The 21901-nt window shown below is 68.9% G+C and carries 24 protein-coding genes; 10 read left to right on the forward strand and 14 right to left on the reverse strand.

The features are described 5' to 3' along the window. Positions 1-7: 7 nt before the first annotated feature. From HPY32_RS26315 to HPY32_RS26330, 4 genes are read right to left on the reverse strand one after another with little or no spacing between them, the layout of a single operon-like run. Positions 8-2053 (reverse strand): M3 family metallopeptidase, encoded by a 2046-nt coding sequence (locus HPY32_RS26315; RefSeq protein ID WP_067576725.1) that lies wholly within the window; start codon positions 2051-2053, stop codon positions 8-10. Then, positions 2050-3060, reverse strand: a complete 1011-nt coding sequence (locus HPY32_RS26320) for a methyltransferase (RefSeq protein WP_197696302.1) — start codon at positions 3058-3060, stop codon at positions 2050-2052. Before HPY32_RS26320 ends, HPY32_RS26315 begins: the two co-directional genes overlap by 4 nt. Before the next feature lie 23 nt (positions 3061-3083). After that, a complete protein-coding gene (locus tag HPY32_RS26325; protein WP_067576727.1) occupies positions 3084-3329 on the reverse strand; it encodes a hypothetical protein in 246 nt (81 codons plus the stop codon). Between the two features lie 6 nt (positions 3330-3335). Continuing rightward, positions 3336-3611, reverse strand: coding sequence for a helix-turn-helix domain-containing protein (locus HPY32_RS26330; RefSeq protein WP_067576729.1), 276 nt, complete (start codon positions 3609-3611; stop codon positions 3336-3338). 286 nt (positions 3612-3897) lie between these two features. Here HPY32_RS26330 and HPY32_RS26335 point away from each other — a divergent pair, with 286 nt between their 5' ends. Together HPY32_RS26335 and HPY32_RS26340 are read left to right on the forward strand one after the other, a co-directional pair. Further along, the gene (locus tag HPY32_RS26335) at positions 3898-4782 is read left to right on the forward strand and encodes a helix-turn-helix domain-containing protein (protein WP_067576731.1); all 885 of its coding nucleotides are present in this window, start codon (positions 3898-3900) and stop codon (positions 4780-4782) included. Continuing rightward, the gene (locus HPY32_RS26340) at positions 4779-4982 is read left to right on the forward strand and encodes a DUF397 domain-containing protein (protein ID WP_067576733.1); all 204 of its coding nucleotides are present in this window, start codon (positions 4779-4781) and stop codon (positions 4980-4982) included. Before HPY32_RS26335 ends, HPY32_RS26340 begins: the two co-directional genes overlap by 4 nt. A 74-nt stretch (positions 4983-5056) precedes the next feature. Here HPY32_RS26340 and HPY32_RS26345 read toward each other — a convergent pair whose 3' ends face one another. Beyond that, on the reverse strand, positions 5057-6055 hold the full coding sequence (locus tag HPY32_RS26345; protein ID WP_082870404.1) for a GlxA family transcriptional regulator: 999 nt from the start codon (positions 6053-6055) through the stop codon (positions 5057-5059). Between the two features lie 72 nt (positions 6056-6127). Between HPY32_RS26345 and HPY32_RS26350 the strand changes: the two genes are divergently transcribed. Next, a complete protein-coding gene (locus tag HPY32_RS26350; protein WP_067576736.1) occupies positions 6128-6802 on the forward strand; it encodes an HD domain-containing protein in 675 nt (224 codons plus the stop codon). Positions 6803-6841: 39 nt separating this feature from the next. Next, entirely contained in the window at positions 6842-7255 is a 414-nt protein-coding gene (locus tag HPY32_RS26355) for a Rid family hydrolase (RefSeq protein ID WP_067576738.1), read from the forward strand. 25 nt (positions 7256-7280) lie between these two features. On the opposite strand, the gene HPY32_RS26360 is transcribed toward HPY32_RS26355, so the two are convergent. Further along, the gene (locus HPY32_RS26360; protein ID WP_082871010.1) at positions 7281-8126 is read right to left on the reverse strand and encodes an LLM class flavin-dependent oxidoreductase; all 846 of its coding nucleotides are present in this window, start codon (positions 8124-8126) and stop codon (positions 7281-7283) included. A gap of 125 nt (positions 8127-8251) precedes the next feature. Between HPY32_RS26360 and HPY32_RS26365 the strand changes: the two genes are divergently transcribed. Next, positions 8252-8737 carry a MarR family winged helix-turn-helix transcriptional regulator gene (locus HPY32_RS26365; RefSeq protein ID WP_171983065.1) on the forward strand — a complete coding sequence of 162 codons (486 nt, stop codon included), beginning with the start codon at positions 8252-8254 and terminating at the stop codon, positions 8735-8737. Between the two features lie 7 nt (positions 8738-8744). Here the strand turns inward: HPY32_RS26365 and HPY32_RS26370 are convergent, their stop codons facing one another. From HPY32_RS26370 to HPY32_RS26390, 5 genes are all read right to left on the reverse strand, one after another. After that, entirely contained in the window at positions 8745-9314 is a 570-nt protein-coding gene (locus HPY32_RS26370; protein ID WP_156673755.1) for a hypothetical protein, read from the reverse strand. Then, the gene (locus HPY32_RS26375) at positions 9311-9856 is read right to left on the reverse strand and encodes a hypothetical protein (RefSeq protein ID WP_067576744.1); all 546 of its coding nucleotides are present in this window, start codon (positions 9854-9856) and stop codon (positions 9311-9313) included. Before HPY32_RS26375 ends, HPY32_RS26370 begins: the two co-directional genes overlap by 4 nt. 101 nt (positions 9857-9957) lie before the next feature. Next, positions 9958-10242, reverse strand: a complete 285-nt coding sequence (locus HPY32_RS26380; protein ID WP_067576745.1) for a hypothetical protein — start codon at positions 10240-10242, stop codon at positions 9958-9960. Between the two features lie 31 nt (positions 10243-10273). After that, on the reverse strand, positions 10274-14788 hold the full coding sequence (locus HPY32_RS26385) for a hypothetical protein (protein WP_067576747.1): 4515 nt from the start codon (positions 14786-14788) through the stop codon (positions 10274-10276). 98 nt (positions 14789-14886) lie between these two features. Next, positions 14887-15186 (reverse strand): hypothetical protein, encoded by a 300-nt coding sequence (locus HPY32_RS26390; protein ID WP_216676374.1) that lies wholly within the window; start codon positions 15184-15186, stop codon positions 14887-14889. A gap of 244 nt (positions 15187-15430) precedes the next feature. On the opposite strand from HPY32_RS26390, the gene HPY32_RS26395 reads away from it, so the two are divergent. Further along, positions 15431-16159 (forward strand): DsbA family protein, encoded by a 729-nt coding sequence (locus HPY32_RS26395; protein WP_067583983.1) that lies wholly within the window; start codon positions 15431-15433, stop codon positions 16157-16159. A 175-nt stretch (positions 16160-16334) separates the two neighbouring features. Here HPY32_RS26395 and HPY32_RS26400 read toward each other — a convergent pair whose 3' ends face one another. Further along, entirely contained in the window at positions 16335-17048 is a 714-nt protein-coding gene (locus HPY32_RS26400) for a GbsR/MarR family transcriptional regulator (RefSeq protein WP_067576751.1), read from the reverse strand. Between the two features lie 209 nt (positions 17049-17257). On the opposite strand from HPY32_RS26400, the gene HPY32_RS26405 reads away from it, so the two are divergent. The 3 genes from HPY32_RS26405 to HPY32_RS26415 are packed head-to-tail and all read left to right on the forward strand — an operon-like array spanning position 17258 to position 19890. Further along, a complete protein-coding gene (locus HPY32_RS26405; protein WP_067576753.1) occupies positions 17258-18457 on the forward strand; it encodes a cytochrome P450 in 1200 nt (399 codons plus the stop codon). A gap of 19 nt (positions 18458-18476) precedes the next feature. Continuing rightward, on the forward strand, positions 18477-19676 hold the full coding sequence (locus tag HPY32_RS26410; protein ID WP_067576755.1) for a cytochrome P450: 1200 nt from the start codon (positions 18477-18479) through the stop codon (positions 19674-19676). Positions 19677-19698: 22 nt separating this feature from the next. Next, positions 19699-19890 (forward strand): ferredoxin, encoded by a 192-nt coding sequence (locus HPY32_RS26415; RefSeq protein ID WP_067576757.1) that lies wholly within the window; start codon positions 19699-19701, stop codon positions 19888-19890. Positions 19891-19972: 82 nt separating this feature from the next. On the opposite strand, the gene HPY32_RS26420 is transcribed toward HPY32_RS26415, so the two are convergent. Further along, a complete protein-coding gene (locus tag HPY32_RS26420; RefSeq protein WP_067576759.1) occupies positions 19973-20944 on the reverse strand; it encodes an LLM class F420-dependent oxidoreductase in 972 nt (323 codons plus the stop codon). 86 nt (positions 20945-21030) lie between these two features. Continuing rightward, complete coding sequence (locus HPY32_RS26425; protein ID WP_067576761.1) at positions 21031-21303, reverse strand: hypothetical protein; 273 nt, start codon at positions 21301-21303, stop codon at positions 21031-21033. Between the two features lie 97 nt (positions 21304-21400). Between HPY32_RS26425 and HPY32_RS26430 the strand changes: the two genes are divergently transcribed. Further along, a complete protein-coding gene (locus HPY32_RS26430) occupies positions 21401-21763 on the forward strand; it encodes a DUF488 domain-containing protein (protein ID WP_309247544.1) in 363 nt (120 codons plus the stop codon). Positions 21764-21901: the final 138 nt, after the last annotated feature.

Raw genomic sequence — 21901 nt, forward strand, 5'->3', positions numbered from 1 at the left:
TGGGTGGTCAGTCGGTCAGACCCCTGCGGACAAGCAGCGGCTCGATCTCGGGCCCGCGGCCTCGGAAGCTCTCGAACGCGGCCAGCGGGTCCACCGATCCTCCCCGGGAGAGCAATTCGCGCCGGAACGCTTCGCCCTTCTCGCGGATCGGTGCGGTGCCGTCGGTGAACCAGTCCACCGTGTCCGCGTCCAGTACCTCGCTCCAGAGGTAGGAGTAGTAGCCCGCCGAGTAGTCGCCCGCGAAGATGTGCGCGAAGTAGCCCGTTCGATATCGCGGCGGAATCGCTTCCAGCGCAAGGCCCGCCTTTCGCAGCGCCTGTTCCTCGAATGTGTCGGCGTCCGCCCCGGCCAGCGCGTCGGCGCCCACGCGGTGCCAGGCCCAGTCCAGCAGTGCGGCGGCGAGGGATTCGACGGTGTGGAAACCCGTGCCGAACTTTTCGGCCGCCACCATTCGCTCGACGAGTTCGCTCGGCATCGGTTCGCCGGTGTCGATGTGCCTGGCATAGTTCGCCAGTACTTCGGGCTGGACCATCCACATCTCGTTCACCTGGGACGGGAACTCCACGAAATCGCGCGGCACCTCGGTCCCGGCGAAGAACGGGTATCGCACATTCGAGAACAGCCCGTGCAGCGCATGCCCGAACTCGTGGAACAGCGTCCTGACATTGTCCCAGGTGAGCAGCGCCGGTTCGCCCTCCGGCGGCTTCACGATATTGAGGACATTGAACACCACCGGGCGCGTCTGCAACAGCCCGGATTGGCCGACTATTTCGTTCATCCAGGCCCCGCCGCGTTTCGACGGCCGGGCGAAGAAATCGGCGAGGAACAGTCCCAGTTCGGAGCCGTCGGCGTCGAATACCTCGAAGATCCGGACCTCCGGGTGGTAACCGACCAGATCCTCCCGCTCCCGAACGGTTATTCCGTACACCTGCTCGGCGGCGAAGAACACCCCGTCCCGCAGCACCCGTTCGAGTTCCAGGTAGGGGCGCAATGCCTCGGTGTCGATCGAGAACCGTTCGGCCCGAACCTTTTCCGACCAGAACAGCCAATCCCAGGAGCGCAATTCGGCCTCGGCGTCGCCGGCGGCTCGCATGGCCGCCGTCAATTCGGCCGCCTCGCGCTGCGCATTGGCCACGGCGGGCGCGACCAATCGGCCGAGCAGGTCCTCGACCGCCTCGGGAGTCTTCGCGGTCTGGTCCTCCACCGTGTATGTCGCGTGGTCCGGGTAGCCGAGCAGGGCCGCCCGCTCGGCCCGCAGGGTGGCCATGCGGACGGCGAGACGGTTGTTGCGGCCGCCCGCGCTCGCCCCGCGCCCCAGCGATGCCGTCATCACCCGCCGCCGCACGTCCCGGTCGGCCAGTTCCGCGAGAATCGGTTGATTGGAGACGTTCTGAAGGCTGAGCGCCCACGCCCCCTCGTGCCCCAGCGACCGCGCGTTCTCGGCCGCGGCGGCCACCGCTGTCGGCTCCAGCCCGGCCAATTCTTCGGTCGTGTGCACGACCAGCGCCGCGGCATTGGTGGCGGCCAGCAGATTGTGTCCGAATTCGGTTGCCGCCGCGGCGAGTTCGGCATTGAGTTCCCGCAACCGCGCCTGCTGCGCCGCCCCCAGCCGGGCACCGGCGCGGACGAACCGGACGTGGTACTGCTCCAGCAGCCGCAACTGTTCGGGATCCAGCCCCAACTCGCCGCGGCGTCCATACAGCGAATCGATCCGGGCGAAAAGCTCGGAATCCAGGTAGATGGCATCCCGGTGCGCGGCCAGGCGCGGGGCTATCTCGGCCTCGATCGCCTTCGTCTCGTCACTGGAGTCGGCATCGACAATGGTGAAGAAGACATTGGACACCCGGGTCAGCAAAACGCCCGAACGCTCCAGCGCCACCACGGTATTGGCGAACGTGGCCTCCTCTCGGTCGGAGGTGATGGCGGCCACCTCGGCCAATTGCTCACCCATACCGCGCTCGAACGCAGGCAGGAAATGCTCCGCACCGATCTCGGCGAACGGAGGCAACTGATAAGGAAGCGTGCTGCGCTCGAAGAATGGGTTGCTCGTCATGGCCGAGACCCTATCCCGAAACGGAATTCGAGGAGGCAGCGTTGGTCGGTCAGGTCGGTGGTCGTGGCCAGGGTCAGGCCGTGTGGGGAAGCGAGGGTGCGGAATTCGTCTATTCGGCGTTCGCGGCCGCCGAAGATGGCGAGCATGGCGAGGTCGAATTCGGTGGAGGCTCGCCGGTCGCCGATCGGTTCGATGACGAGGATGCGGCCGGAGGGGTGGGCGGCTTCGGTGCAGCGGGCGAGGATGCGGTGGGCGTGGGCGTCGTCCCAGTCGTGGAGGATGTCGACCAGGAGGTAGGCGTCGGCTCCCGGTGGGAGAGGGTCGAAGAAGCTGGCCGCGGTGACCCGGGTGCGATTGTCGAGGTCGTGGGCGGTGAAGGTGCGGCGGGCCGCGGTGGCGGTGGATTCGAGGTCGACCAGGTGGCCGTGTATTCGGGGGTGGGCGGTCAGGATCGCGGCCAGTAGGTCGCCGCGGCCGCCGCCCACGTCGACGATGGTGGGGAAGCGCGACCAGTCGAAACCGGTGACGATCTGTGGAATCTGGTCGCGGAAGCGGTGTGTCATCTGCCGGTCGAACGACTCACGTAGAGAAGGGTATTCGGCGAGATCGGCCCAGAAGTCCTGCCCGTAGCGGTGTGGGTAGGCCGCTCGGCCCGTCGTAATGCTGTGGGCGAGTTCGACGAAGGCCAGTTCGGCGCGGCCGCCCGCGGCGTTCAGATGCAGGAGATCGGCCAGGCCGTTGTCGGCATCGGTACAGAGGTTCGCTCCGTATTCCGTTGTCCGATAACCGAAACAGGTCTGTTCGACCACTCCGAGGGTCGAGAGATGGCCGAGCAGCAGCCCGAGGGCGACCGGGTCGACGGCGAGCTCGGCCGCGAGTGCGTCGACCGAAATATCCTGCCCGAGAAGCCGGTCCGGCAGCCCCAGCGTCACCGCCACCCGCAGCGCCATCGGCGTGGCCAGCCCGGCCAGGCGGCGAATCGAGTCCGTGTCGTCATCGCGTCCCACGAAGATCCACTGTGCCCGGCCTGTCAACCGATTTCGCTCCAGAACTGGTGGCGCACCGCATCCCACAGCTTCGCGAACCTCGGCCACCGCTCCCGGGCCTGCGCGAGGTCGGGTTGATCGCCGCTGGCGAAGGAGGCCACCAGCGTATCGTCCGAATCATGCAGGGCCGTAATGGCAATGCGCAGCGGAGACTCCACCCGCCACGTCGCCCACACACCGCCGACCTCGGTCCTGCGCTCGAAGGCCGACCCGTCCGCTCCGGATGTCATCGTCGGCTACGAGGCAAAACGCTCGCCCTTGACAATGACCGCCGCCCTACCGCGTTTCGTAACCCGCCACCGCGCCCTCCCGTAGGTGGAAACGACGAGCCCCCGTTTCTCCAACCGAGCCAGCGCCCCGCGCGTGGCCCAGGCGGTGAGACGCGCCTGCTCCGAAAGCTGCTGCGCCGTGAGTTGCCCACCGGGCGAAAGGATTGCGAGCACAGCGAACTCGGCGGCCCGCCCGTTCACGGCGGTGCGAGCGCGGGACGTGAGACCGTAGACGGTGGTCATGGAATACCTCCAAATCCTTTGCGAACATTCGATTTTGCGGTGCCCGAGGCCGGAGATCTTGCGCGGCGCGTGTTTCCGCGATACAAGTAATCAGCTGTAGGGGAATGAGTTTGAGGCTGGTGATCCCGGTCCGCGGGGCACCTGGTCAGTAAAGCATCAAACGGGAAGCGAGTGGAGTGCTCTGCGGCGATCCACTCCGAGATTAAATCGCTCCAAACAGGCTGACCGTTCCATCTGGCCTGACATGACAGTTGATTCACGCTAACGAAACACCAGGGGTTTCCTTATGTCGACAGAATCGAACAGCACGACCCTGCCGCGCCGCGTCCTCGGCCGCCGCCTCCGCCAACTGCGAGACAAGACCAAGATGAGCCGAACGCGCGCCGCTCACGAGTGCGAAATGGGCTCACAGACGCTGTGGCGCTTGGAGTCCGGCCGCAGCAGCGAGGTCAGAAAGATGGTGATCAACGCCCTGTGCGACCTCTATGGGGCCAGCAGGGAAGAGCGTCGCATCCTGATCTGGCTGGCCAAGGAGTGTCGGAAGGATGGGTGGTGGCAGTCCTTCACCGATGCCATGGTCCCGGAAGTCGAGATGTTCGTCGGGCTGGAGCAATCGTCCAGGCGGATCTTCTCGTGGCAGACGATGACATTGCCGGGTTTGGTGCAGACCACCGGCTATAGAAGAGCGATGTGGGCGGCGTCAGGCCCTCATCGACAACACGTCGACATCGAACGAGAGCTCGCTCTGATCGCGAAACGTCAGGAACGACTTGACGATCCCGAAAACTTCACGATGGTGGCGCTGTTGTGTGAGTCGGTATTGCATCACCGGATTGGTGATGCCGAAGTGATGAAAGGCCAATTGAAGCGGCTCCTCGAGCTTGCCCGCCTGCCAAACGTATCGATTCGGGTCGTCAGGTTCGATGCTTCCAACCATCTGGGGTTGATGACCAAGGATTTCGTCTTCTTGGAGTTTCCAGAGCATCCGAACCCGACACTGAACGAACCTCCGGTGGTCTACGTCGAGGGCTACACCGGTGACCTGTACCTGGACAAGAAGGGTGAGATCGAACAGTATCGGGCAGCGTGTGACGACATCCAGCGAGTAGCGTTGAGCGAGGATGACACATGCAGGCTGATCGAGGCACTACTGAAGGAGTATGACGAGTGAACATCGACCTCTCCGGGGCCACATGGTTCAAGAGCAGCCGCAGCACTACCGGTAAGGACTGTGTCGAGATCGCACACCTGGATGAGGGCATGGTCGGCGTCCGTGACTCGAAGAACCCGACCGGCCCCGCGCTCGTCTTCGCCCCCGGCGAATGGGATGCCTTCGCACTGGGCGTACGAAGCGGCGAATTCGACCGCTAACACAGCGAATCGGGAAGCCTCTCGGTACCACCGAGAGGCTTCCCGCATTTTCCGGTGTCATGTTCAATACCCAACTATCCTGCGGCGCAGGGTATGTCGGCAACGTCCGCGGCCCGCGCTTCGGCCGCGTCGCGGTGGTGTCGGTGGGTGAAGGTGCGGCGGTAGGCGGTGGGGGTGGTGTTCAGGGTGCGGCGGAAGTGCAGGCGTAGGTTGGCGGCGGTGCCGAGTCCGCAGGCCCGGGCTACCCGGTCCACCGAGTGGTCCGTGGTTTCCAGGAGTTCGCGTGCCTTGCCGAGGCGGGCGTTGAGCAACCATTGCAGCGGGGTCGTGCCCGTTTCCTCGGTGAAGCGGCGCATGAAGGTGCGTTGCGAGAGGCCCGCGTGCCGGGCGAGCACGCGCAGTGTCAGTGGTTCGTCGAGCCGTTGCAGGGCCCATCCCCGGGTGCCGGACAGCGACGCCGCGCCGGAGCTCGCCACCGGAACCGGTACGTACTGGGCCTGCCCTCCCTCGCGATGCGGGGCGGCGACCAGGCCGCGAGCGATCTGGTTGGCCACCACCGCCCCCAGGTCGCGGCGCACGATGTGCAGGCACAGGTCGATGCCGCAGCACACCCCCGCCGAGGTGAGTACGTCGCCCTCGTCGACGTAGAGCACGTCGCGGTCGACCCGGACGGACGGGAAGTCCCGCTCGAGGTCGTCGATGTGGTTCCAGTGCGTGGTGGCGTGCAGCCCGTCCAGCACGCCCGCGGCGGCGAGTGCGAAGGCGCCCGTGCAGATCGACACCACCCGCCGACCCCGGTCCCGGGCCTCGGCGAGCACGCCGAGCGCGGCCTCCGGCGGCCGGTGCAGTGGCTCGAATCCCGGCACGATCACGGTGTCGGCGTGACGAACCTGCTCCAGGCCCCCGCCGGGGATCAGGGCGAAGTCCCCGGTGGTGGCCACCTGCGAGTCGAGCGCGCACACGGTCAACTCGTAGGGAGTCTCCGGTCGGGAATTGAAAATCTGTGTGGGGATGGCCAAGTCGAGCGGGGTGACCCCGTCCAACGCCAACACAGCGACTCGATGTACCGCCATGGCAAGATCCTAACGGAATGGGGCAAATTTGCCACTCGCCAGGTCAGGGCTGTGACGGCCACTCTGGAGGCCATGACCGGACCTACCCGCGAGGCGGCCGCCGATGTGATCGCGCTGCCCGGCACGCCGCTCACCAACGCGGTCGTGAACCTCCTCCGACCTGTGGTGACACCGTCGGTGTTCAACCACAGCATCCGCACCTATCTGTTCGCCCGGCTGGTGGCCGCTCGCCTCGCCCTGGTCGAGGGCCGCGACTATCGCGACGATCTGCTGTTCGCCGCGTGCGCGATGCACGACCTCGGCGTGGCGTCGGACGGCCCGCACCATCAGCGATTCGAGGTCGAGGGCGCCGACCGGGCCGCCGACTTCCTCCTCGCACGCGGGGTGCCCGCGGCCGCCGCCGACGAGGTCTGGCAGGCCATCGCCCTGCACACCTCCCCGGGCATCGCCGAACGCCGTGGCACGCTGTGCGTACTGGTCCGCGAGGGCGTCGCGCTCGACTTCGGCGGCCCGCTCGGCGCCGACCACACCGAAGCCCTCACCGACGCGCAGGCCGCCGCCGTCCACGCCGCGTATCCGCGGTTGGACATGATCCGCTCGCTCACCGACGCGATCGTCGCGCACGCCGCGAAGAACCCGAACAGCGCGCCCCGGTACGCGATTCCCGGTGAATTCCTCCGCGAACGCGAGGCTTTCGGCGAGACCCGCCTGGAGCGGGCCTGCCGATCGTCGCGATGGGGCAACTGACGTCTCGAATTCAACCTACCGACAAAGGAACTCACCGCAATGACCATCCACACCGTCGAAATCCCCGAGGGCTCCGCGGTTTTCGGGCAGACCACCAGCGCCTTCGCCCGCTTCGGTCACTCCGCCGCCGTCCGCGCGCACGGCCACCTGTTCATCGCCGGACAGATCGGCCGCCGCCCCGACGGAACCGTCGCCGAAACCATCGGGGAGCAAACCGAAATCGCCATCCGGCGCATCGAGGAGATCCTCCGACTGGAAAACCTCGACCTCACCTCCCTCGTCGACGTCACCAGCTACCACGTCGACATCCACCGCCACCTGCCCGGCTTCCTCGAGACCAAGCAACGCCTCATCACGGCCCCCTACCCCGCCTGGTCCCTGATCGGCATCAGCGGCCTCGCCAGCCCCGACCTCCTGATCGAAATTCGCGCGACGGCAACGTATCCCGAGTAGGACGTGCCCTCGGGGCCGGGCGCGGCTACACGCGCACGGTGGTGATGTCGGCGAGCCGGGCGACCTCGTCGAGATCGTCCGTGGCGGGGACGAAAATGAGTTCGTCGATGCCGAGGTCGGTGTAGTCGGCGATGGATCGGTTGATCATTTCCGGGGTGGTGCACAGCACCACGTTGGCGGCGATGGCCTCGGGAGCCATCCGGTAGAAGTCTCGGATGTTCGCCCGGGCGGTCTCGGCGTCGCCGAGTGCGAAGTAGGCGAGTGCGACGAGTTTCGGGGTGCCCTGGCGGCCCGCCTGCCGCCAGGCTCGTTGCGCCGCTTCGAAATTGGGTGTGGTCATGGCCGCCGGGAGCGTACCGCCGATGTAGCCCTCGCCCCAGCGCGCCATGCGGTCTATCGCGGCCGCGGCGGAGCCGCCGAACAGCATGGGGACCTGCCGGGTCCCCGAGGGCACGGCCGGGTTCGGTCCGGTGCCGCCCCATACGTCGCGGTAGGTCGCCAGGTCGGCATCCAGCCGCGCGCCGCGGCCACGGAGTCCGTGCCCGGGGACGGTGAATTCCTCCTCGCGCGATCCGATCCCGATGCCGAGCGTGAGGCGGCCGCCGGAGACACCGTCGATGCCCGCGATTTCCTTGGCCAGCAGGGCGCCGGGCCAGGTCGGGGCGAGCAGGACCGCGCTGAGCAGGCCGATCGTCGTGGTCGCCCCCGCCGCGGCCGCCAGCGCGACGGTGTCGCTGAGGCCCGGATACGCGTAGCGCCCGATCGTGGCGAGCGTGGAGAACCCCGCCTCCTCGGCCCGTGCCGCCCAGCGCGGGACGATCGCCGTGTCGACATTGCGCACCTGATTCGGAAGTCCGATGCCTATGTGCACAACCAATTCCTCTCTGTAGTTGGCGCGCATCGGACACTACGAGGCGAGATAGTTTGAGTCAAGATGATTTGGGATCAACTGATATGAACTTGGCCTAACCGGCCGGGCGGGCTACCATGCACCACATGGAGACTTCACGGCTGTCCGATGCCGGAGCGAACGGTCGAGCCTCCGACGCGCCTACTCGCCCGGGCAATCTCGCCTTCCTGCTGCACGCGGCGAACGCGCGAATGACGGACCACCTCGACCGCGCCGCGGCCGAGATCGGGCTCAGGGACATGCGGGACTGGCTCGTCCTCGCCGCGCTGGCCGACGGGGAGCAGGCGAACCAGCTCGAGCTGAGTCGCATTGTGTGCGTGGACAAGTCGACCCTGATCAGCGTGCTCGACCGCCTCGAGCGGCAGCGGCTCGTCACGCGCACCGTCGCCCCGACGGACCGCCGCGTGCGCATCCCCCGTATCACCGCCGCCGGTAGGCGCGCGCACGCCAAATTCGCCGTGGCCCGCGACGCCGCCGAGGCCCACGCGTTCGACGGTGTCCCCGATGCTCAGCGAAAGCTCGTGCTGAGCCTGTTGGCGCGGTTCGCCGAGCGCGAGATCGCCGGAGCCTGAACCGGTCTCACTGTCGAGGCGATGGCCGTGCCGACGGCGCGACCGTCGTTTCCGCGAAAACCGTTGAGCAGGACAGGCGCATCGTCACCACGGAATCGTTCAGGCCGTTCAGGGCCTGCTGTACCGATTGGACCGCACCCTGTGCCGGGGCCGCACCCGTGGCGGCCTGGTCGAGTTGGTCCAGGGCCGTGTGCAATCGGCCGCCCGCGGTGGCTACGCCGATGAAGGCGCGTTTCGAGGATTCCGAAGTCATCGGGGCGGCAACGGATGTCAGGTCCGAGTTGATGCGGGCCGCCAATTGACTGCCCGCTCCGACGCGCTTGCGAACCTCCGCCAGATCGCCGTGCTCGGAGGCGGGGCCGATGCCGCCGAGCTGGTCCGACAGGCTTCGGAAGGTGTCTTGCAGGTTGCCGATCACCCGGGCCCCGGCGGTGCAGTCGGCGGTGTCGGGGTCGGGGGGCTGGGGGGCCGCCGTGGTGTGGTGGGTCGAGCATCCGGCCAGTGCGGCGATGCTCACGGTGGCGAAGACCGTGAGCATCGCCGTCCGGCCCGCTCGGCTCGCGGGGGCGAGGGTCATGAGATCACGCTGTTCCACGGGGCCATGAGCTCGTCGTAGACGCTCTGCTCGAAGCCGCCCTGGCCGATCAGGTCGCACAGCACGGTGGCGGTGGCGGCCTGGCTGACGGCGGTCAGGGTGCCGATCGAGCCCAGCGATTGCAGCACCGTGCTCAGGTCCGCGGACGAGCCGGTGGGCGAAACCGCCTGGCCGACAACCAATCCGGCGGTTTGCAGATTCCTGGAGCGGCCGAACTGCTTGGCCGCCTCGGCCGCGATCTGCATGGGTGCGCGGGCGGTCTCGCCCTTCGTTCCGCCGCCGAGTCCGGCCAGCAGTCCGGCCAGCCCGCCGTCGCCGGAGGTATTGGCGAGCGAGGACAGCCCGGCCTGCATCTGCTGGGCCGCATGGGAATTGAGGCGCTCCCGCTCGTCGGCGCTGAGCTGCGCCGCGCGTTCGACGAGCGCCATGACGGCCCGCCACTGGGGGCCGTACAGGTACTCCAGATGGAAAACGGCAGCGGCGGATTCGGACTGGGTGTCGTAGCTGTTCGCGGTGGTGTCCATGGATACTCCTCGGGTTGCGCTGAATCGGGTTGTGGGAGAACAACGGCCGGGCTATGCCCGGCGCGTGGGTCCCGGCGCGTTTTTGGCCGGGACCCACACCGTCATGCGAGGGCGTGCAGGGCGGACATCAGGGCGTCCTGCACTGCGGGGAGGAAGCCGATATTGGCGACGAGGGCGAAGCCGACCCCGGCGCGGATGCGGCGGTGACGGTTCCACCAGCCCGTCGGGCCGGGGCGAGAGCCGTTGTGGCACAGCCTGATCGTCTCGTCCTCGGTGGCGTTCTCGGCGTAGTAGCCGAAGCTCACCGCCGCAGTGCGTGGGTCGAGCAGTCCGGCCCGCGGATCGAGGACGTTCGGTCCGTTCGCGGCGTATCCGGTGTTCAGCATGGTTGTCTCCGTTCGTTCGCCGGGGCGGCCCTCAGAGGGCGACCTCGAGGATCTTGCGGGTGTCGGTGGCGTGCACGGAGCCGTCGGCGGCGTCGACCCCGACGAACGGGATCTCGGCGTGCGCGGCGGCCGGGGCCTTGGAGTGCTGCGGCGCGGGGGCCAGCAGCTTCACCAGGGACGCGACGAACTGGTCCAGGCTGGCATCGTCCGGGATCAGATCGTCCAGCAGCTGCGATCCATTGGGCGCCACCCCGCCGGTCGAACCACCCAGCGGCCCACCCTGATCGCGCAGCGCCCGCAGCAGCGAGATGACATACGACCGGAACGGCGGGCTCAGCAGGAAGGCCGCCACCAGCGCGGCAACCGTCACCGCGGCAACCGCCAGCGCAACCGCCCCGGCCCCGGTGATCCCGGTGACCGTCGCGAGGAACGCCGCCAACGGAACCCCGATCGCGGTGGCCCCCAACGCCCCCAGCCCGAGAGCGATCGGCCCACCGATCACGGCCGTAGCCAAGGCCGCCAGAGCCGCAACGATCGGGACACCGACAACCGCGGCGGCCAGGACCGCCAGTCCGCCGACAACAGCAGTTGCCAAGGCGGCCAAGGCCGCAACGATCGGGACACCGACAACCGCGGCGGCCAGGGCCGCCAGTCCGCCGACAACAGCAGTTGCCAAGGCGGCCAGTGCGGCAACGATCGGTGCGCCGATGACGGCGGTGGCGAGGGCTGCCAGTGCGGCGACAATCGGTCCGCCGATGACGGCGGTTGCCAAGGCGGCCAAGGCCGCCACGATCGGCCCGCCGAGGACGGCTGCGGCGAGAGCGCCCAGTGCGAACACGATGGGGCCGCCGATGACCGCTGCCGCCAGCGCGCCCAGTGCGAAGACGATCGGTCCGCCGATTACCGCGGTTGCCAAGGCGGCCAAGGCCGCAACGATCGGTGTGCCGACCACGGCCGCCGCCAGGGCGCCGAGCACGCCGCCGATGCCGACCAGTGCGACCGGCACGCCGATCACCAGGAGGGTCGCCACCGCGGCCAGTGCGAGCAGGCCGAGCAGGGCCGCCGGGATGCCGATGCCGAGCAGCGGCACGGACAGCACCGCCAGTACCGCCGCGCCGACACCCAGCGCACCGAGCCCGAGCACCCCGACGGGGATGCCGATCACCACGGCCGCGGCCAAGGCGGCCAGTGTCAGCAATCCGATGAGCGCCAACGGAATTCCGATGGCGAGCACGGGAGCGGCCAGCAGGGCGAGCACGGCCGCGCCGCCGAGCGCCACCGCGCCCGCGCCGAGGGCCAGCGCACCCACCACGCCCGCGCCGATCACCGCGCCCGCGGCGACCAGCGCCAGCGCGCCCAGACCGGCCGCGGCCAGCACCGGCAGCAGCGCCGCGGCGGCCAGCCCGCCGAGGATCCACAGCGCGGCGAAGTCGAACGGCAGGCTCACCAGCCACGCGGTGATCTCCAGGGCCTTGAAGGCGAGGAACAGGCCGCCGCCCAGCAGCACGCCGAGGAACGGCAGGCCCAGTAATCCGAACGCCTGCACCGCGATCGCGAGGAAGGCGCCGAGGAACGCGGCCACCGAGAACGGCGCGAACAGCGCACCGATCGCCAGCGCGATGATCGGCGACAGCGCGGTCGACACGATCGGCGCGAACGGACCGGCGAGCAGGAACGGCAGCGTGAGCACCGCGGCCAGCGCCAGCGCCACGACCCCGACCGGAACCATGGCGATCAGCGCCGCGAGCCCGACGACGGCCGTGGCCAGCAGGCCCACCACCGACACCGCGCCGGTGAGCAGCTCGCCCGCGGCGACGATGGCCAGAATCGCGGCGCCGCCCACGACCAGCGCGGCCAGTCCCACCGGAATGCCGACGATCAGGAACGGCGGGAACAGTGCCGACGCGGCCACGAAGGCCGTGACGATGGCCCCGAGCGCCACGAACAGTCCGGCGCCCAGCAGCGGCATCAGCGTGGCGGCCACCGCCGCCAGCCCGAGCGCGACCAGCGCGGAACCACCCAGCGCCGTGAGCGTGATGAACAGCTGGCCCGCCAGCAGCAGCGGCAGCGCGAGCAGCGCGATCGGCGGGTTGATGACGATCAGCGCCACCAGGGTCAGCGTGAGCGTCGCGAAGCTGAGCGCGCCGACCAGCAGCCCACCGGCGAACGTGGCCAATACCGCCGCGGCCGCCCACACGAACGCCCCGGCCGACAGCACCAGGAACGGCACCCAGGTGAAGACGAAATCCAGTGCGGCCAAACCCATCACGGTTGCCGACACGATGGCCAGGAACGCGGCCACCAGCGGCACCAGCAGCGGAATGGCGTACGGCATGGTGATCATCGCGATGAGGGTCGCGAACGCCGTCGCCCCCGCCCAGGCGGTGGCCGCGAGCAGGAACAGGCTGGTGCACACCGAGATCAGCACACCCGCCAGGCCGAGCCCGCCGAACAGGAAGGCCAGGCCGAGCGCGCCCGGAACGCCGACCAGCACCAGGAACGCCAGCGGCGCCAGCAGCGGGCCGACCACCGGCACCGCGAACACCAGGAACAGCGTGGCCACGATTCCGGCCAGCACCGCCACACCCGAGGCGATCGCGCCGACCGCGGTGATCAGCAGTCCGCCCGCGGCGGCCAGGAACCACGCGGCCACCAGCGCGGCCAGCCGGATGGCCTCGGCGAACAGGGCCAGCACCAGCAGCCCGCCGACCGCGACCGGAGCCACGATCATCAGCGCGGCGAGGCCGACCACGAACATGGCGGCGACAATGAGCCCCGCCGCCAGCCCGGCCGCGGCGAACAGCGCCAGCGCGGCGACGCCGAGCACCGCCAGGATCGGCAGCGAGAGCAGCCCGAACGGGGTGAACAGCGAGGCGATCCCGATGGCCACGGCCAGCGCCGCCGCGATCGCGAAGGCCACGCCCAACACGCCGAACGTCGCCAGGCCGGTGAGCAGCGTGCCGACCACCAGAATGCCGAGCGCACCGACGGTGAACGCCAGCGGCGCGGTGATCAGGCCGAGTACCGGGAACAGGATGGTGAGCAGCGTGCCCACCACCAGCGTGATGGCCACCGCCGCCAGCGTGGTGATCACACCCAGCCCCACAGTGGCTGCGGCGGCGGCGATTCCGCCCACCACCACGGCGGCGAAGGCGACCAGCCCACCGGCCAGGATGACCGGAGCCAGCACCTGGAACGCCGCGAACGCGATCGGAATGCCGACGATCAGCACCGGAATCGCGATGATCGCCAGGACCGCCAGCACCGGCAGGGCCAGCACCGCCAGCACGATGCCGCCGACGATCAGCGCGCCGATCACCAAGGGCGCGAGCACGATCGCGCCGATCACCGCCACCGCGGCTATGCCGATGGCGCCGATCGCGAGCGCGCCGGCGAACAGCAGCGGCACGATCGCGAAGGCGGCGATGACCGGTACGGCGCCGAGCGCGAGGAAGGCGTTGTGTGTGCCGACCAGGCCCTCGCCGCCGAGCATGCCGCGAATGCCGTGCAGCAGCGGCGTGAGCGCCGCGGCCGGGTCTGTGATCATGCCCAGCACCGGCGTCACATAGCCGAGCAGCGGGGCGATCCCGTGCAGCGCCGGGGCGGCGAAGCCGAGCACCGAGGCGGCCAGCGTGCCGAATTCCGGTGCGGCCGTGAGCGAGCGCAGCCCTTCTGCCAGCCCCTGTAGCGGATCGCCGGTGCTCGCGGTGGGCGCCAGCAGATCGCGCAGGGCCTTGGTGATGTCGCCGCCGTCCTGCGGGAAACCGAACAGCGCGCGGGCCTGGTCGATCAGGTCGTCCAGCGGGGCGGATTGGTCGCGGCGGCGCGATCCGGCCTGTTCGGTTGCCTGCGCGGCGAATCCGAGCAGATCCTCCACGGGCTGGCGCAGCGGACCGGAGGGGAAGGTCTGGTCGGCCCAGTCGGCGAGCTTGCCGAGGTCCAGATGCGAGCCGACGATCTGTGCGGCGACCGCCGCCAGCTCCTCGACCGGCGATCCGGTGCCCGCGTCGGGCGCGGCGGTGGCCACGGTCGACCGCAGCGGCAGGCCGGTGGCCTGCGCGGTGTGCGGCGACAGCGGGTCCGCGGCGGCGGGCGCGGGCGGGGTCTTCAGTGCCTGGGCGAGGGACTGCAGCGTGGTCTGCACCGGTGCGCCCGGATTCGCGGGCGCGGCGCTCTGCGGGGCCTGCGGGATCACCGCGTTGATGGCGGTCTGGGCGAGGGCGGAGAAGTCGATGCCGGGCCCGGTGTCGCCGCCGGAGGGCGGCGTGAATACGGGAATCGCGCCCTGCCCGGCCGCGCCGGTGTCGGTGCGGTCGATCGCCGGGGCGGGATTGCCGATGGCCGGGCTGCGGCCGGGAATGCCGGTGCCGGAAAGGAATCCGCCGCCGGACGGCGGGTCCAGGGGCTGGCTGGGATGGCCGGGCCCCTGGGCCGCCGCGTATCCGCCGGACACCATGGCGGAGCTCAGTGAGGCGAACGCGGCCGCGGCGTACAGGCCGCGCCGATTCCGCCTGATTTCCTTGCGCGACCGCGTCGCGCGAGACATTGTCCGGGCACCACGAGTTGTTGCAGACATGAGCAGAACCTCTTTCGATTCGAATTCACGGAACGCTCGTAATGGGGGTGAAGGGGGTGGAACTGCGGTCAGGCCGGACCGGACTCGCCGGTCGCGCAGACGGCTCGGGAGGAGCCGCCATCAGGTCCGATCGGACTTCCGATGCGGGTGTGTAGCAAACCACCGGCATCGCGGCAGCGGATGAAGGCGTGCGTGCCGTTGCCCGAGCCCGGGTTGCAGGCGAGCGTGACCTGGTTCGAGACGGAGTCGTCGGTGGTGCAGCCGGGGGGAGTCGGCTCCGAGGAGGCCGTCGTGGCGAGGATGGTGGCGCCCGCGATGGAGACTGCGAACGCCGTAGCAAACGCTGAGCATCGATTGGTGCGGGTCATGCGGTAGATGGTTCGCGCGGTCTTCGCGCAACGTCAATTAGACGTAGATCACACTATGCGATCGCACAGGTGAGAGAGTTGATAGTTAATCTTTTCAGATTATCTAGTTGAATACTCGAGCACGGCGGCTACGATGCGAAGCGCCTTTCTGTGGAGGTTCGAGTCGATAATCCGAAACCATTTCGACAATGGTGAAGAAAATAAGCTGGACGTACTGCTACATGGAAGTACCGAGGTGATCGCCATGAAATCCAGGCGCAGTCGTCGATTCGTGAACCGCGCGACCCGTCGCCGCCGCCTGACCGTGGGCGTGGTGCTCACGGTCGCGGTGCTCGCGGCGTTCGTCGCCGCGGTGGTCCATTACGACGCCACCGCCAAGCGCGATCGCGACCGGGCCGCGCAGGCCCGGGCCGCCGCCGAGGCGCCCCCGCCGGTATTCACCGATCGCGGCACGCTGCGCTTCGGCGCGGCCGACGCCCCGACGGTGCTCACCGTGACCACCGATTTCGCCTGCCCGTCCTGCCGGACCTTCGCGCAGGCGAGCGATTCGGCGCTGGCCGGGCTGATCGACGGCCACCGGGTCGCGGTCGACTACGACCCGGTCGCCATCGCGACCGAACCCAAGGACTACGCGGCCCGCGCCGCGAACGCCTCGGCCTGCGTCGCGGCCGCCGACAAGAATGCCTGGCCCGCCTGGTACCGGCTGATGTTCCAGCACCAGCCCGGGCCCAAGGATCCGAGCCCGACCGACGATCGCCTGGTGGATCTGGCCGCACAGTCCGGGGTAACCGGCCCGGACGTGGCCGGATGCATCCGCGGCGAGCACTACCGGCAGTTCGTTACCGCGCACACCGACCACGCCATCGCCGCCGGGCTGACGCACACTCCGACGGTGCGGGTGGGGGACCGGGTGGTGGAGAACATCACGCCGGACGGCCTGCACGTCGCGATCGACCGGGCGGCGGCGAAGTAGTGGATCCCGGCCAAAAACGTGCCGGGATCAGGTGGGTGGGTGTGCCGGGATCAGGTGGGTGGGTGTGCCGGGATCATATGGGTGGGTGTGCCGGGATCAGGTGGGTGGGTGCGCCGGGATCATGGGGTGGGCGCGCCGGGATGAGGTCGGTGGGCGTGCCGGGACCAGGGGTGGGTCAGGGCTCGTTTTCGGCTGTGACTCGGGTGCGCCAGCTTTCGGCGGTGTTCTGTAGGGAGCGGGCGAGGTGGTCGAGGTAGAGGCTCATTTCGCTCAGGCGCAATCCGGCGGGGGTGGTGACGCCGAGGAGGTCGGCGCTTTCGTGGGTGATGGCGCTCAGTACCTCGGTGGTGTGTACCGCGCCGAGTGTTGATCGGAGCCAGACGTTCTCGTCGACCACATAGCAGTAGCGGCGGCCGCCCTCGTGTTCGCGGTGGATGAGGCCCTGATTCACCAGGCGGGTGGCGGCTACCGAGATCGAGGCGGGGCTGATCCGCAGTCGACGGGTCAGCTCGGCGGTGGTGAGGGCGCCGGAATCGGTGGTCAATAACACGGCGAGGATGCGTGAGGCGGTGCTGGGCTCGCCGGATCTGATGAACAGGTCCGTGAGCCTGGTGATGACGTCGGCCACCGGAGCCTGTTCGAAAGCCTGTGTGCCGGTGGATGATTCGGCGGATCGGCGGTTTCGGCCGGGGCGGCGGGCGCGCTGCTGCGCGGCTCGCTGTGCCCGGTCGGCGCGGTAGCGGCGCGGTCCGCCGTTGCGGGCGACCTCCCGGCTCACCGTCGAGGTGGGGCGGTCCAGCTGGCGGGCTATCTCGGCGTAGTCGAGGCCCGCGGCCAACCCCTCGGCAATACATTCCCGATCCAACCGGGTGAGTCTGCCGCCGGGCATCGGCTCCCCTCCTCTGCTCGCGAACGGCGTGCGTTCGTATTCAGGACCATTGCAACCACAGTAGCTGTGAATTGCGTTCGTGGGCAGAAGTATTGCAACCGATTCGGCGAATCTACCTGCGGGACAGCGGAAACGGGCGGCTAATTCGTTGAGCGAACGGCGAATTCGACTTAGCGTGCGGGGTGTCCCAGCAGAATCGAGGAGTCGCAATGACCGAATCGTTGCCCATCATCACCGAGCTGCCGCTCGAGCGCCCGGCCGGACGGCCCTTCGATCCGCCCGCCGAATTGCGCGCCCTGCGGGAGCGCGAACCGTTGACCCGCATGGATTTTCCCGACGGGCACCGGGGATGGTTGGCGACCGGGCACGCCGTCGTGCGGGCCATACTCGCCGATCCGAGGTTCAGCAACCGCACCGATGTGCTGCACAGCCCGATCAAGGGGGCTCCGGCGCCCGGCCCGACGCCGCCGGGGACGTTCCTGCGCTACGACCCGCCGGAGCACACCCGATTTCGGAACCTGCTGGTCGGCCGCTTCACCGTGCGCCGCATGCGGATGCTGACCGAGCGCGTCGAGGAACTGACCGCCGGATGCCTGGACGCGATGGCGCGCCACGGCGGGCCGGTGGATCTGGTCGAGGCGTTCGCCCGGCCGATTCCGGAGCTGGTGATCTGCGAACTGCTCGGGGTGCCGACGGCCGACCACGATCGGTTCCGCCGGTTGGCCGCGTCGCCCGGTCACGAGGCCACCGCCCGGGAGATCCTCGACGAGGCGAGCGATCTCTTCGACGACATCATGGACTACATCCGGCATCTGGTCGCCGCCAAGCGGGCGAACCCGACCGACGACATGCTCAGCGAGCTGACCGCGAGCGATCTCACCGAGGACGAACTGGTCGGGGTCGGCTCCATGTTGTTCGCCGCCGGGGGCGAGACCACGGCGAATATGCTGGCGCTGGGCACCTATGCGCTGCTGCGCAATCCCGATCAGCTCGCCGCGCTGCGCGCCGATCCGGACCTGACCGATCGGGCGATCGAGGAGCTGCTGCGGTATCTGACGATCGCCCACATCACCACCCGGACCGCCACCGAGGACGTGGAATTGGCCGGGCACACCATCGAATCCGGTGCCACGGTGGTGCTGTCGCTATCGGCGGCGGATCGGGACGAGCGGCGCTTCGACGATCCGGATACTCTGGATGTCGAGCGTAACGCGGTGGGCCACTTGGCCTTCGGATACGGCGTGCACCAGTGCCTGGGCCAGCAGTTGGCGCGGGTGGAGATGCGGGTCGCCTTCCCGGCGCTGCTGTCCCGATTCCCGGGGCTGCGGCTTGCCGTCCCGCCGGAGGAGGTGCCGATGCGCAACGCTCTGGACATCGCCGGCGTGCGCCGCCTGCCGGTGATCTGGTAATCGCAGGGGAGGAAGCACGATGACCGAATCGTTGTCGCCCGCCATCGAACTACCGGTCGAGCGTCCACCGGGCCGCCCGTTCGACCCGGCCGCCGGGCTGGCCGCCATCCGGGAACGAGAGCCGTTGACCCGCTTGAAATTTCCCGGCGGCCACGTGGGCTGGCTGGCGACCGGGCATGCCGTCGTCCGCGCCGTGCTGGCCGATCCGCGGTTCAGCTCCCGCAGCGAGAACCTCCGCAGTCCCGTCGTGGAGCTGGATACGACGCGATCGGTCCCGGCGGGCATGTTCCTGCGTTACGACCCGCCGGAGCACACCCGGTTCCGGAACATGCTGACCGGCCGCTTCACCGTGCGCCGCATGCGGCTGCTGACCGAGCGCATCGAGGGTTTCACCGCCGAATGCCTGGACGCGATGCAACGCCAGGGCGGGCCGGTGGATCTGGTGACCGCGTTCGCCCGGCCGATTCCGGAACTGGTGATCTGCGACCTGCTCGGCGTGCCGGTGGCCGATCACGATCAGTTCAGCCGCCTGGCCGCCGCCTCCACCCCGGATGTGTCCCCGGAGGAGTTTGTCAACAAGAGAATCGACGCCTTCGACAGCGTCCTCGACTACATCCGGCATCTGGTCGCCGCCAAGCGCGCGAACCCGACCGACGACATGCTCAGCGAGCTGGCGGCCACCGACCTCACCGAGGACGAACTGGTCGGCGTCGGCGGCCTGCTGCTGGCGGCCGGGCTGGACACCACCGCGAACATGCTGGCGCTGGGAACCTTTGCGCTGCTGTGCAATCCGGAGCAGCTGGCGCTGCTGCGCGCGGACCCCGACCTGACCGACCGGGCCGTCGAGGAACTGCTGCGCTACCTGTCGATCGCACACACCGCGGTGCGCGGGGCGCTGGAGGACGTGGAACTGGCCGGGCATACTATCAGGGCGGGCGAATCGGTGGCGCTGTCGATCACGGCGGGCAACCGCGACCCGGAACGCTTCGACGACCCGGATACCCTGGACGTCGAGCGTAATGCGGTGGGACACTTGGCCTTCGGACACGGTGTCCACCAGTGTCTGGGCCAGCAGCTGGCGCGCGTGGAGATGCGGGTCGGCTACCGGGCACTGCTGGCCCGGTTCCCGGGGCTGCGGTTGGCGGTCCCGGCCGAGGAGGTGCCGCTGCGCGGCGCGATCGACATCGGGGGCGTGCGCAGCCTGCCGGTCACCTGGTAATCGCACGAAAGGAGAAGCGGCGATGCGAATCTCGGTGGACCGGGAGCGCTGTATCGGATCGGGAATGTGCGCGCTCACCGCGCCGGAGATCTTCGACCAAGACGACGACGAGGGCAAGGTGAAACTCCTCGACCCCCAGCCCCAGCACTGCCACGCGGAGGTCCGTGAGGCCGCCGTCGTATGCCCCTCCGGGGCCATCGAGGTCGAGGAGTAGGGATTGGGCCCCGGCGTGCGTAACCTTTGGCCCCGGCGTGCGTAATCCTTGGCCCCGGCGTGCTTTTGGCCGGGGCCCTACCTCAGCCCTTGTGCACCAGTGGGGACAGGGCCTTGCCTGCCAGTTCCAGGATGCCGGGCTCGTGGCCGTTGGCGACCATGTTCACGATGAGGCCGTCGACGCCGTGGTCGAGGACGCGGCGCTGGAACTGGTCGGCGACGTCGTCGGGGGTGCCGACGAACTGGCGGTCGGTCTGCGGCGGGACGCCGGGCATGTTGCGGGCCTGGCGGTCCAGGATTTCGCTCTGCAGCTTGCGGGCGCGGTCGCCGTCCTCGTCCAGGATCAGGAAGGCCAGGAAGCTGGTCTCCAGGGTCTCGGGATCGCGGCCGACCTCCGCGCAGCGCTGGCGCACCGCATCGATCTTGCGCGGCAGTTCGTTGGCGTCGCAGATGATGTTCAGATGGTCGCCGTAGCGGGCGGCCAGGCCGAAGGTCTTCTTCTCACCGCCGCCGCCGAGCATGATCGGCAGGTCGTCGCGGACGCGCGGCTCGTTCATGGCCTCGCGGGTGTGGTACCACTTGCCGTCGAAGGTGGGGCGTTGCCCGCGCAGCATCGGGTGGATGATCTGCAGCGCCTCGTCGAGCCGCTCGAAACGCTCGGCGAAGGTGCCGAATTCGAAGCCGAGGGCGTTGTGCTCGAGCTCGAACCAGCCCGCGCCGATGCCCAGCACCGCCCGGCCGCCGCTGACCACGTCCAGCGTGGTGACGGCCTTCGCCAGCAGCGTCGGGTTCCGGTAGGTGTTGCCGGTGACCAAGGTGGACAACTGGATTCGCTCGGTCGCGGTCGCCAGACCGCCCAGCGCCGTATACGCCTCGAGCATCGGCTCGTCGGGGGTGCCGAGCCCCGGCAGCTGATAGAAGTGATCCATCACGAACGCGGAGTCGAATCCGGCCGCCTCCGCCTCCCGCGCCTGCGCGATCACCGAGGGGAACAACTCACGGGCCGTGGTCGCGTGACTGAAGTTCGGCATTTGATAGCCAAGGCGAATGCTCATAGTTCAAAACTTAGGTACCCGCCCATACGCGGACAAGGGAACGTCCCGCCCTGGCAAGTCGGGCCGAATGCGTGTATTAAGGCGGCTCAGTCCTGCCCGGCGAGGTATTCGAGATACAGCGGCCGCAACACCTCGGCGATCTTGCCGTCCCCGGCATGCACATAGTCGTCGAGCATCGGCAGCACGTATTTGATGTCGGCCTCGCTCTCGCCCAGATCGCCGGCGGCGGCCTCGGCGGCGGGGATCTGCTCCAGCAGCCGCCAGAGGAACCTGATGTCGCCGTGCCGCGCGGCGTGCTTCACCGCGCGGTCGTGTAGCTCCTTGGACGACAGCTGCTCGAGCTCCCGGAGATCGGCCATGGCTCGACTCTAACCGCTACCCGGCGCGCTGCTCGTCAGGAACGCGGTCCCGTGCTGCCATGGAGGTATGACACCGCGGCCGGAGAAGAATGTACGAGTGAAAAGGGTCTACGACACACCGGATTCCACCGACGGCACCCGCGTGCTGGTGGATCGGCTCTGGCCCAGAGGCATCAGCAAACAGCGGGCACAGGTCGATGAATGGCTGCGCGACGTGGCGCCCACGAGCGAGCTGCGCCGGTGGTTCCACGCCGATCCGACGGCCCGGTGGGATGAATTCGCCGACCGATATCGGGACGAACTGGACGACGATCGGCACGCCCCCGAACTCGCCCGGCTGCATGACCTGCGCGCGTCCGGTCCGGTCACTCTGCTCACAGCGGTTTCGGAGCCGGCGCACAGCCATGTCGCCGTGCTGCTGCGGGTGCTGGCCGAGCCGCGCCCGGGCGGACGCTCGTGAACGAGATGTGCGTCACATCACCGGATTCCGGTCCGCGGCCGCTCGAGCCGCGGGTTTACGGGATATTCACCGACACGCTCGCCAACGCCCGAGCCGAAAAGACCGAACGGCAGTAACGTCGGTGGTGCGGGCCGCGTC

The organism is Nocardia terpenica, assembly GCF_013186535.1.
Taxonomy (GTDB): domain Bacteria; phylum Actinomycetota; class Actinomycetes; order Mycobacteriales; family Mycobacteriaceae; genus Nocardia; species Nocardia terpenica.

Bases quoted from the DNA above. Each gene is read 5' to 3' on its own strand.
- HPY32_RS26350 (WP_067576736.1), top strand. From the start codon at position 6,128: ATGACCGGACCTACCCGCGAGGCGGCCGCCGATGTGATCGCGCTGCCC.
- HPY32_RS26405 (WP_067576753.1), top strand. From the start codon at position 17,258: ATGACCGAATCGTTGCCCATCATCACCGAGCTGCCGCTCGAGCGCCCG.
- HPY32_RS26325 (WP_067576727.1), bottom strand. From the start codon at position 3,329: ATGACATCCGGAGCGGACGGGTCGGCCTTCGAGCGCAGGACCGAGGTC.
- HPY32_RS26370 (WP_156673755.1), bottom strand. From the start codon at position 9,314: ATGACCCTCGCCCCCGCGAGCCGAGCGGGCCGGACGGCGATGCTCACG.
- HPY32_RS26420 (WP_067576759.1), bottom strand. From the start codon at position 20,944: ATGAGCATTCGCCTTGGCTATCAAATGCCGAACTTCAGTCACGCGACC.
- HPY32_RS26380 (WP_067576745.1), bottom strand. From the start codon at position 10,242: ATGCTGAACACCGGATACGCCGCGAACGGACCGAACGTCCTCGATCCG.
- HPY32_RS26395 (WP_067583983.1), top strand. From the start codon at position 15,431: ATGAAATCCAGGCGCAGTCGTCGATTCGTGAACCGCGCGACCCGTCGC.
- HPY32_RS26390 (WP_216676374.1), bottom strand. From the start codon at position 15,186: ATGACCCGCACCAATCGATGCTCAGCGTTTGCTACGGCGTTCGCAGTC.
- HPY32_RS26315 (WP_067576725.1), bottom strand. From the start codon at position 2,053: ATGACGAGCAACCCATTCTTCGAGCGCAGCACGCTTCCTTATCAGTTG.
- HPY32_RS26355 (WP_067576738.1), top strand. From the start codon at position 6,842: ATGACCATCCACACCGTCGAAATCCCCGAGGGCTCCGCGGTTTTCGGG.
- HPY32_RS26330 (WP_067576729.1), bottom strand. From the start codon at position 3,611: ATGACCACCGTCTACGGTCTCACGTCCCGCGCTCGCACCGCCGTGAAC.
- HPY32_RS26375 (WP_067576744.1), bottom strand. From the start codon at position 9,856: ATGGACACCACCGCGAACAGCTACGACACCCAGTCCGAATCCGCCGCT.
- HPY32_RS26400 (WP_067576751.1), bottom strand. From the start codon at position 17,048: ATGCCCGGCGGCAGACTCACCCGGTTGGATCGGGAATGTATTGCCGAG.
- HPY32_RS26335 (WP_067576731.1), top strand. From the start codon at position 3,898: ATGTCGACAGAATCGAACAGCACGACCCTGCCGCGCCGCGTCCTCGGC.
- HPY32_RS26385 (WP_067576747.1), bottom strand. From the start codon at position 14,788: ATGTCTCGCGCGACGCGGTCGCGCAAGGAAATCAGGCGGAATCGGCGC.
- HPY32_RS26415 (WP_067576757.1), top strand. From the start codon at position 19,699: ATGCGAATCTCGGTGGACCGGGAGCGCTGTATCGGATCGGGAATGTGC.
- HPY32_RS26365 (WP_171983065.1), top strand. From the start codon at position 8,252: ATGGAGACTTCACGGCTGTCCGATGCCGGAGCGAACGGTCGAGCCTCC.
- HPY32_RS26410 (WP_067576755.1), top strand. From the start codon at position 18,477: ATGACCGAATCGTTGTCGCCCGCCATCGAACTACCGGTCGAGCGTCCA.
- HPY32_RS26345 (WP_082870404.1), bottom strand. From the start codon at position 6,055: ATGGCGGTACATCGAGTCGCTGTGTTGGCGTTGGACGGGGTCACCCCG.
- HPY32_RS26425 (WP_067576761.1), bottom strand. From the start codon at position 21,303: ATGGCCGATCTCCGGGAGCTCGAGCAGCTGTCGTCCAAGGAGCTACAC.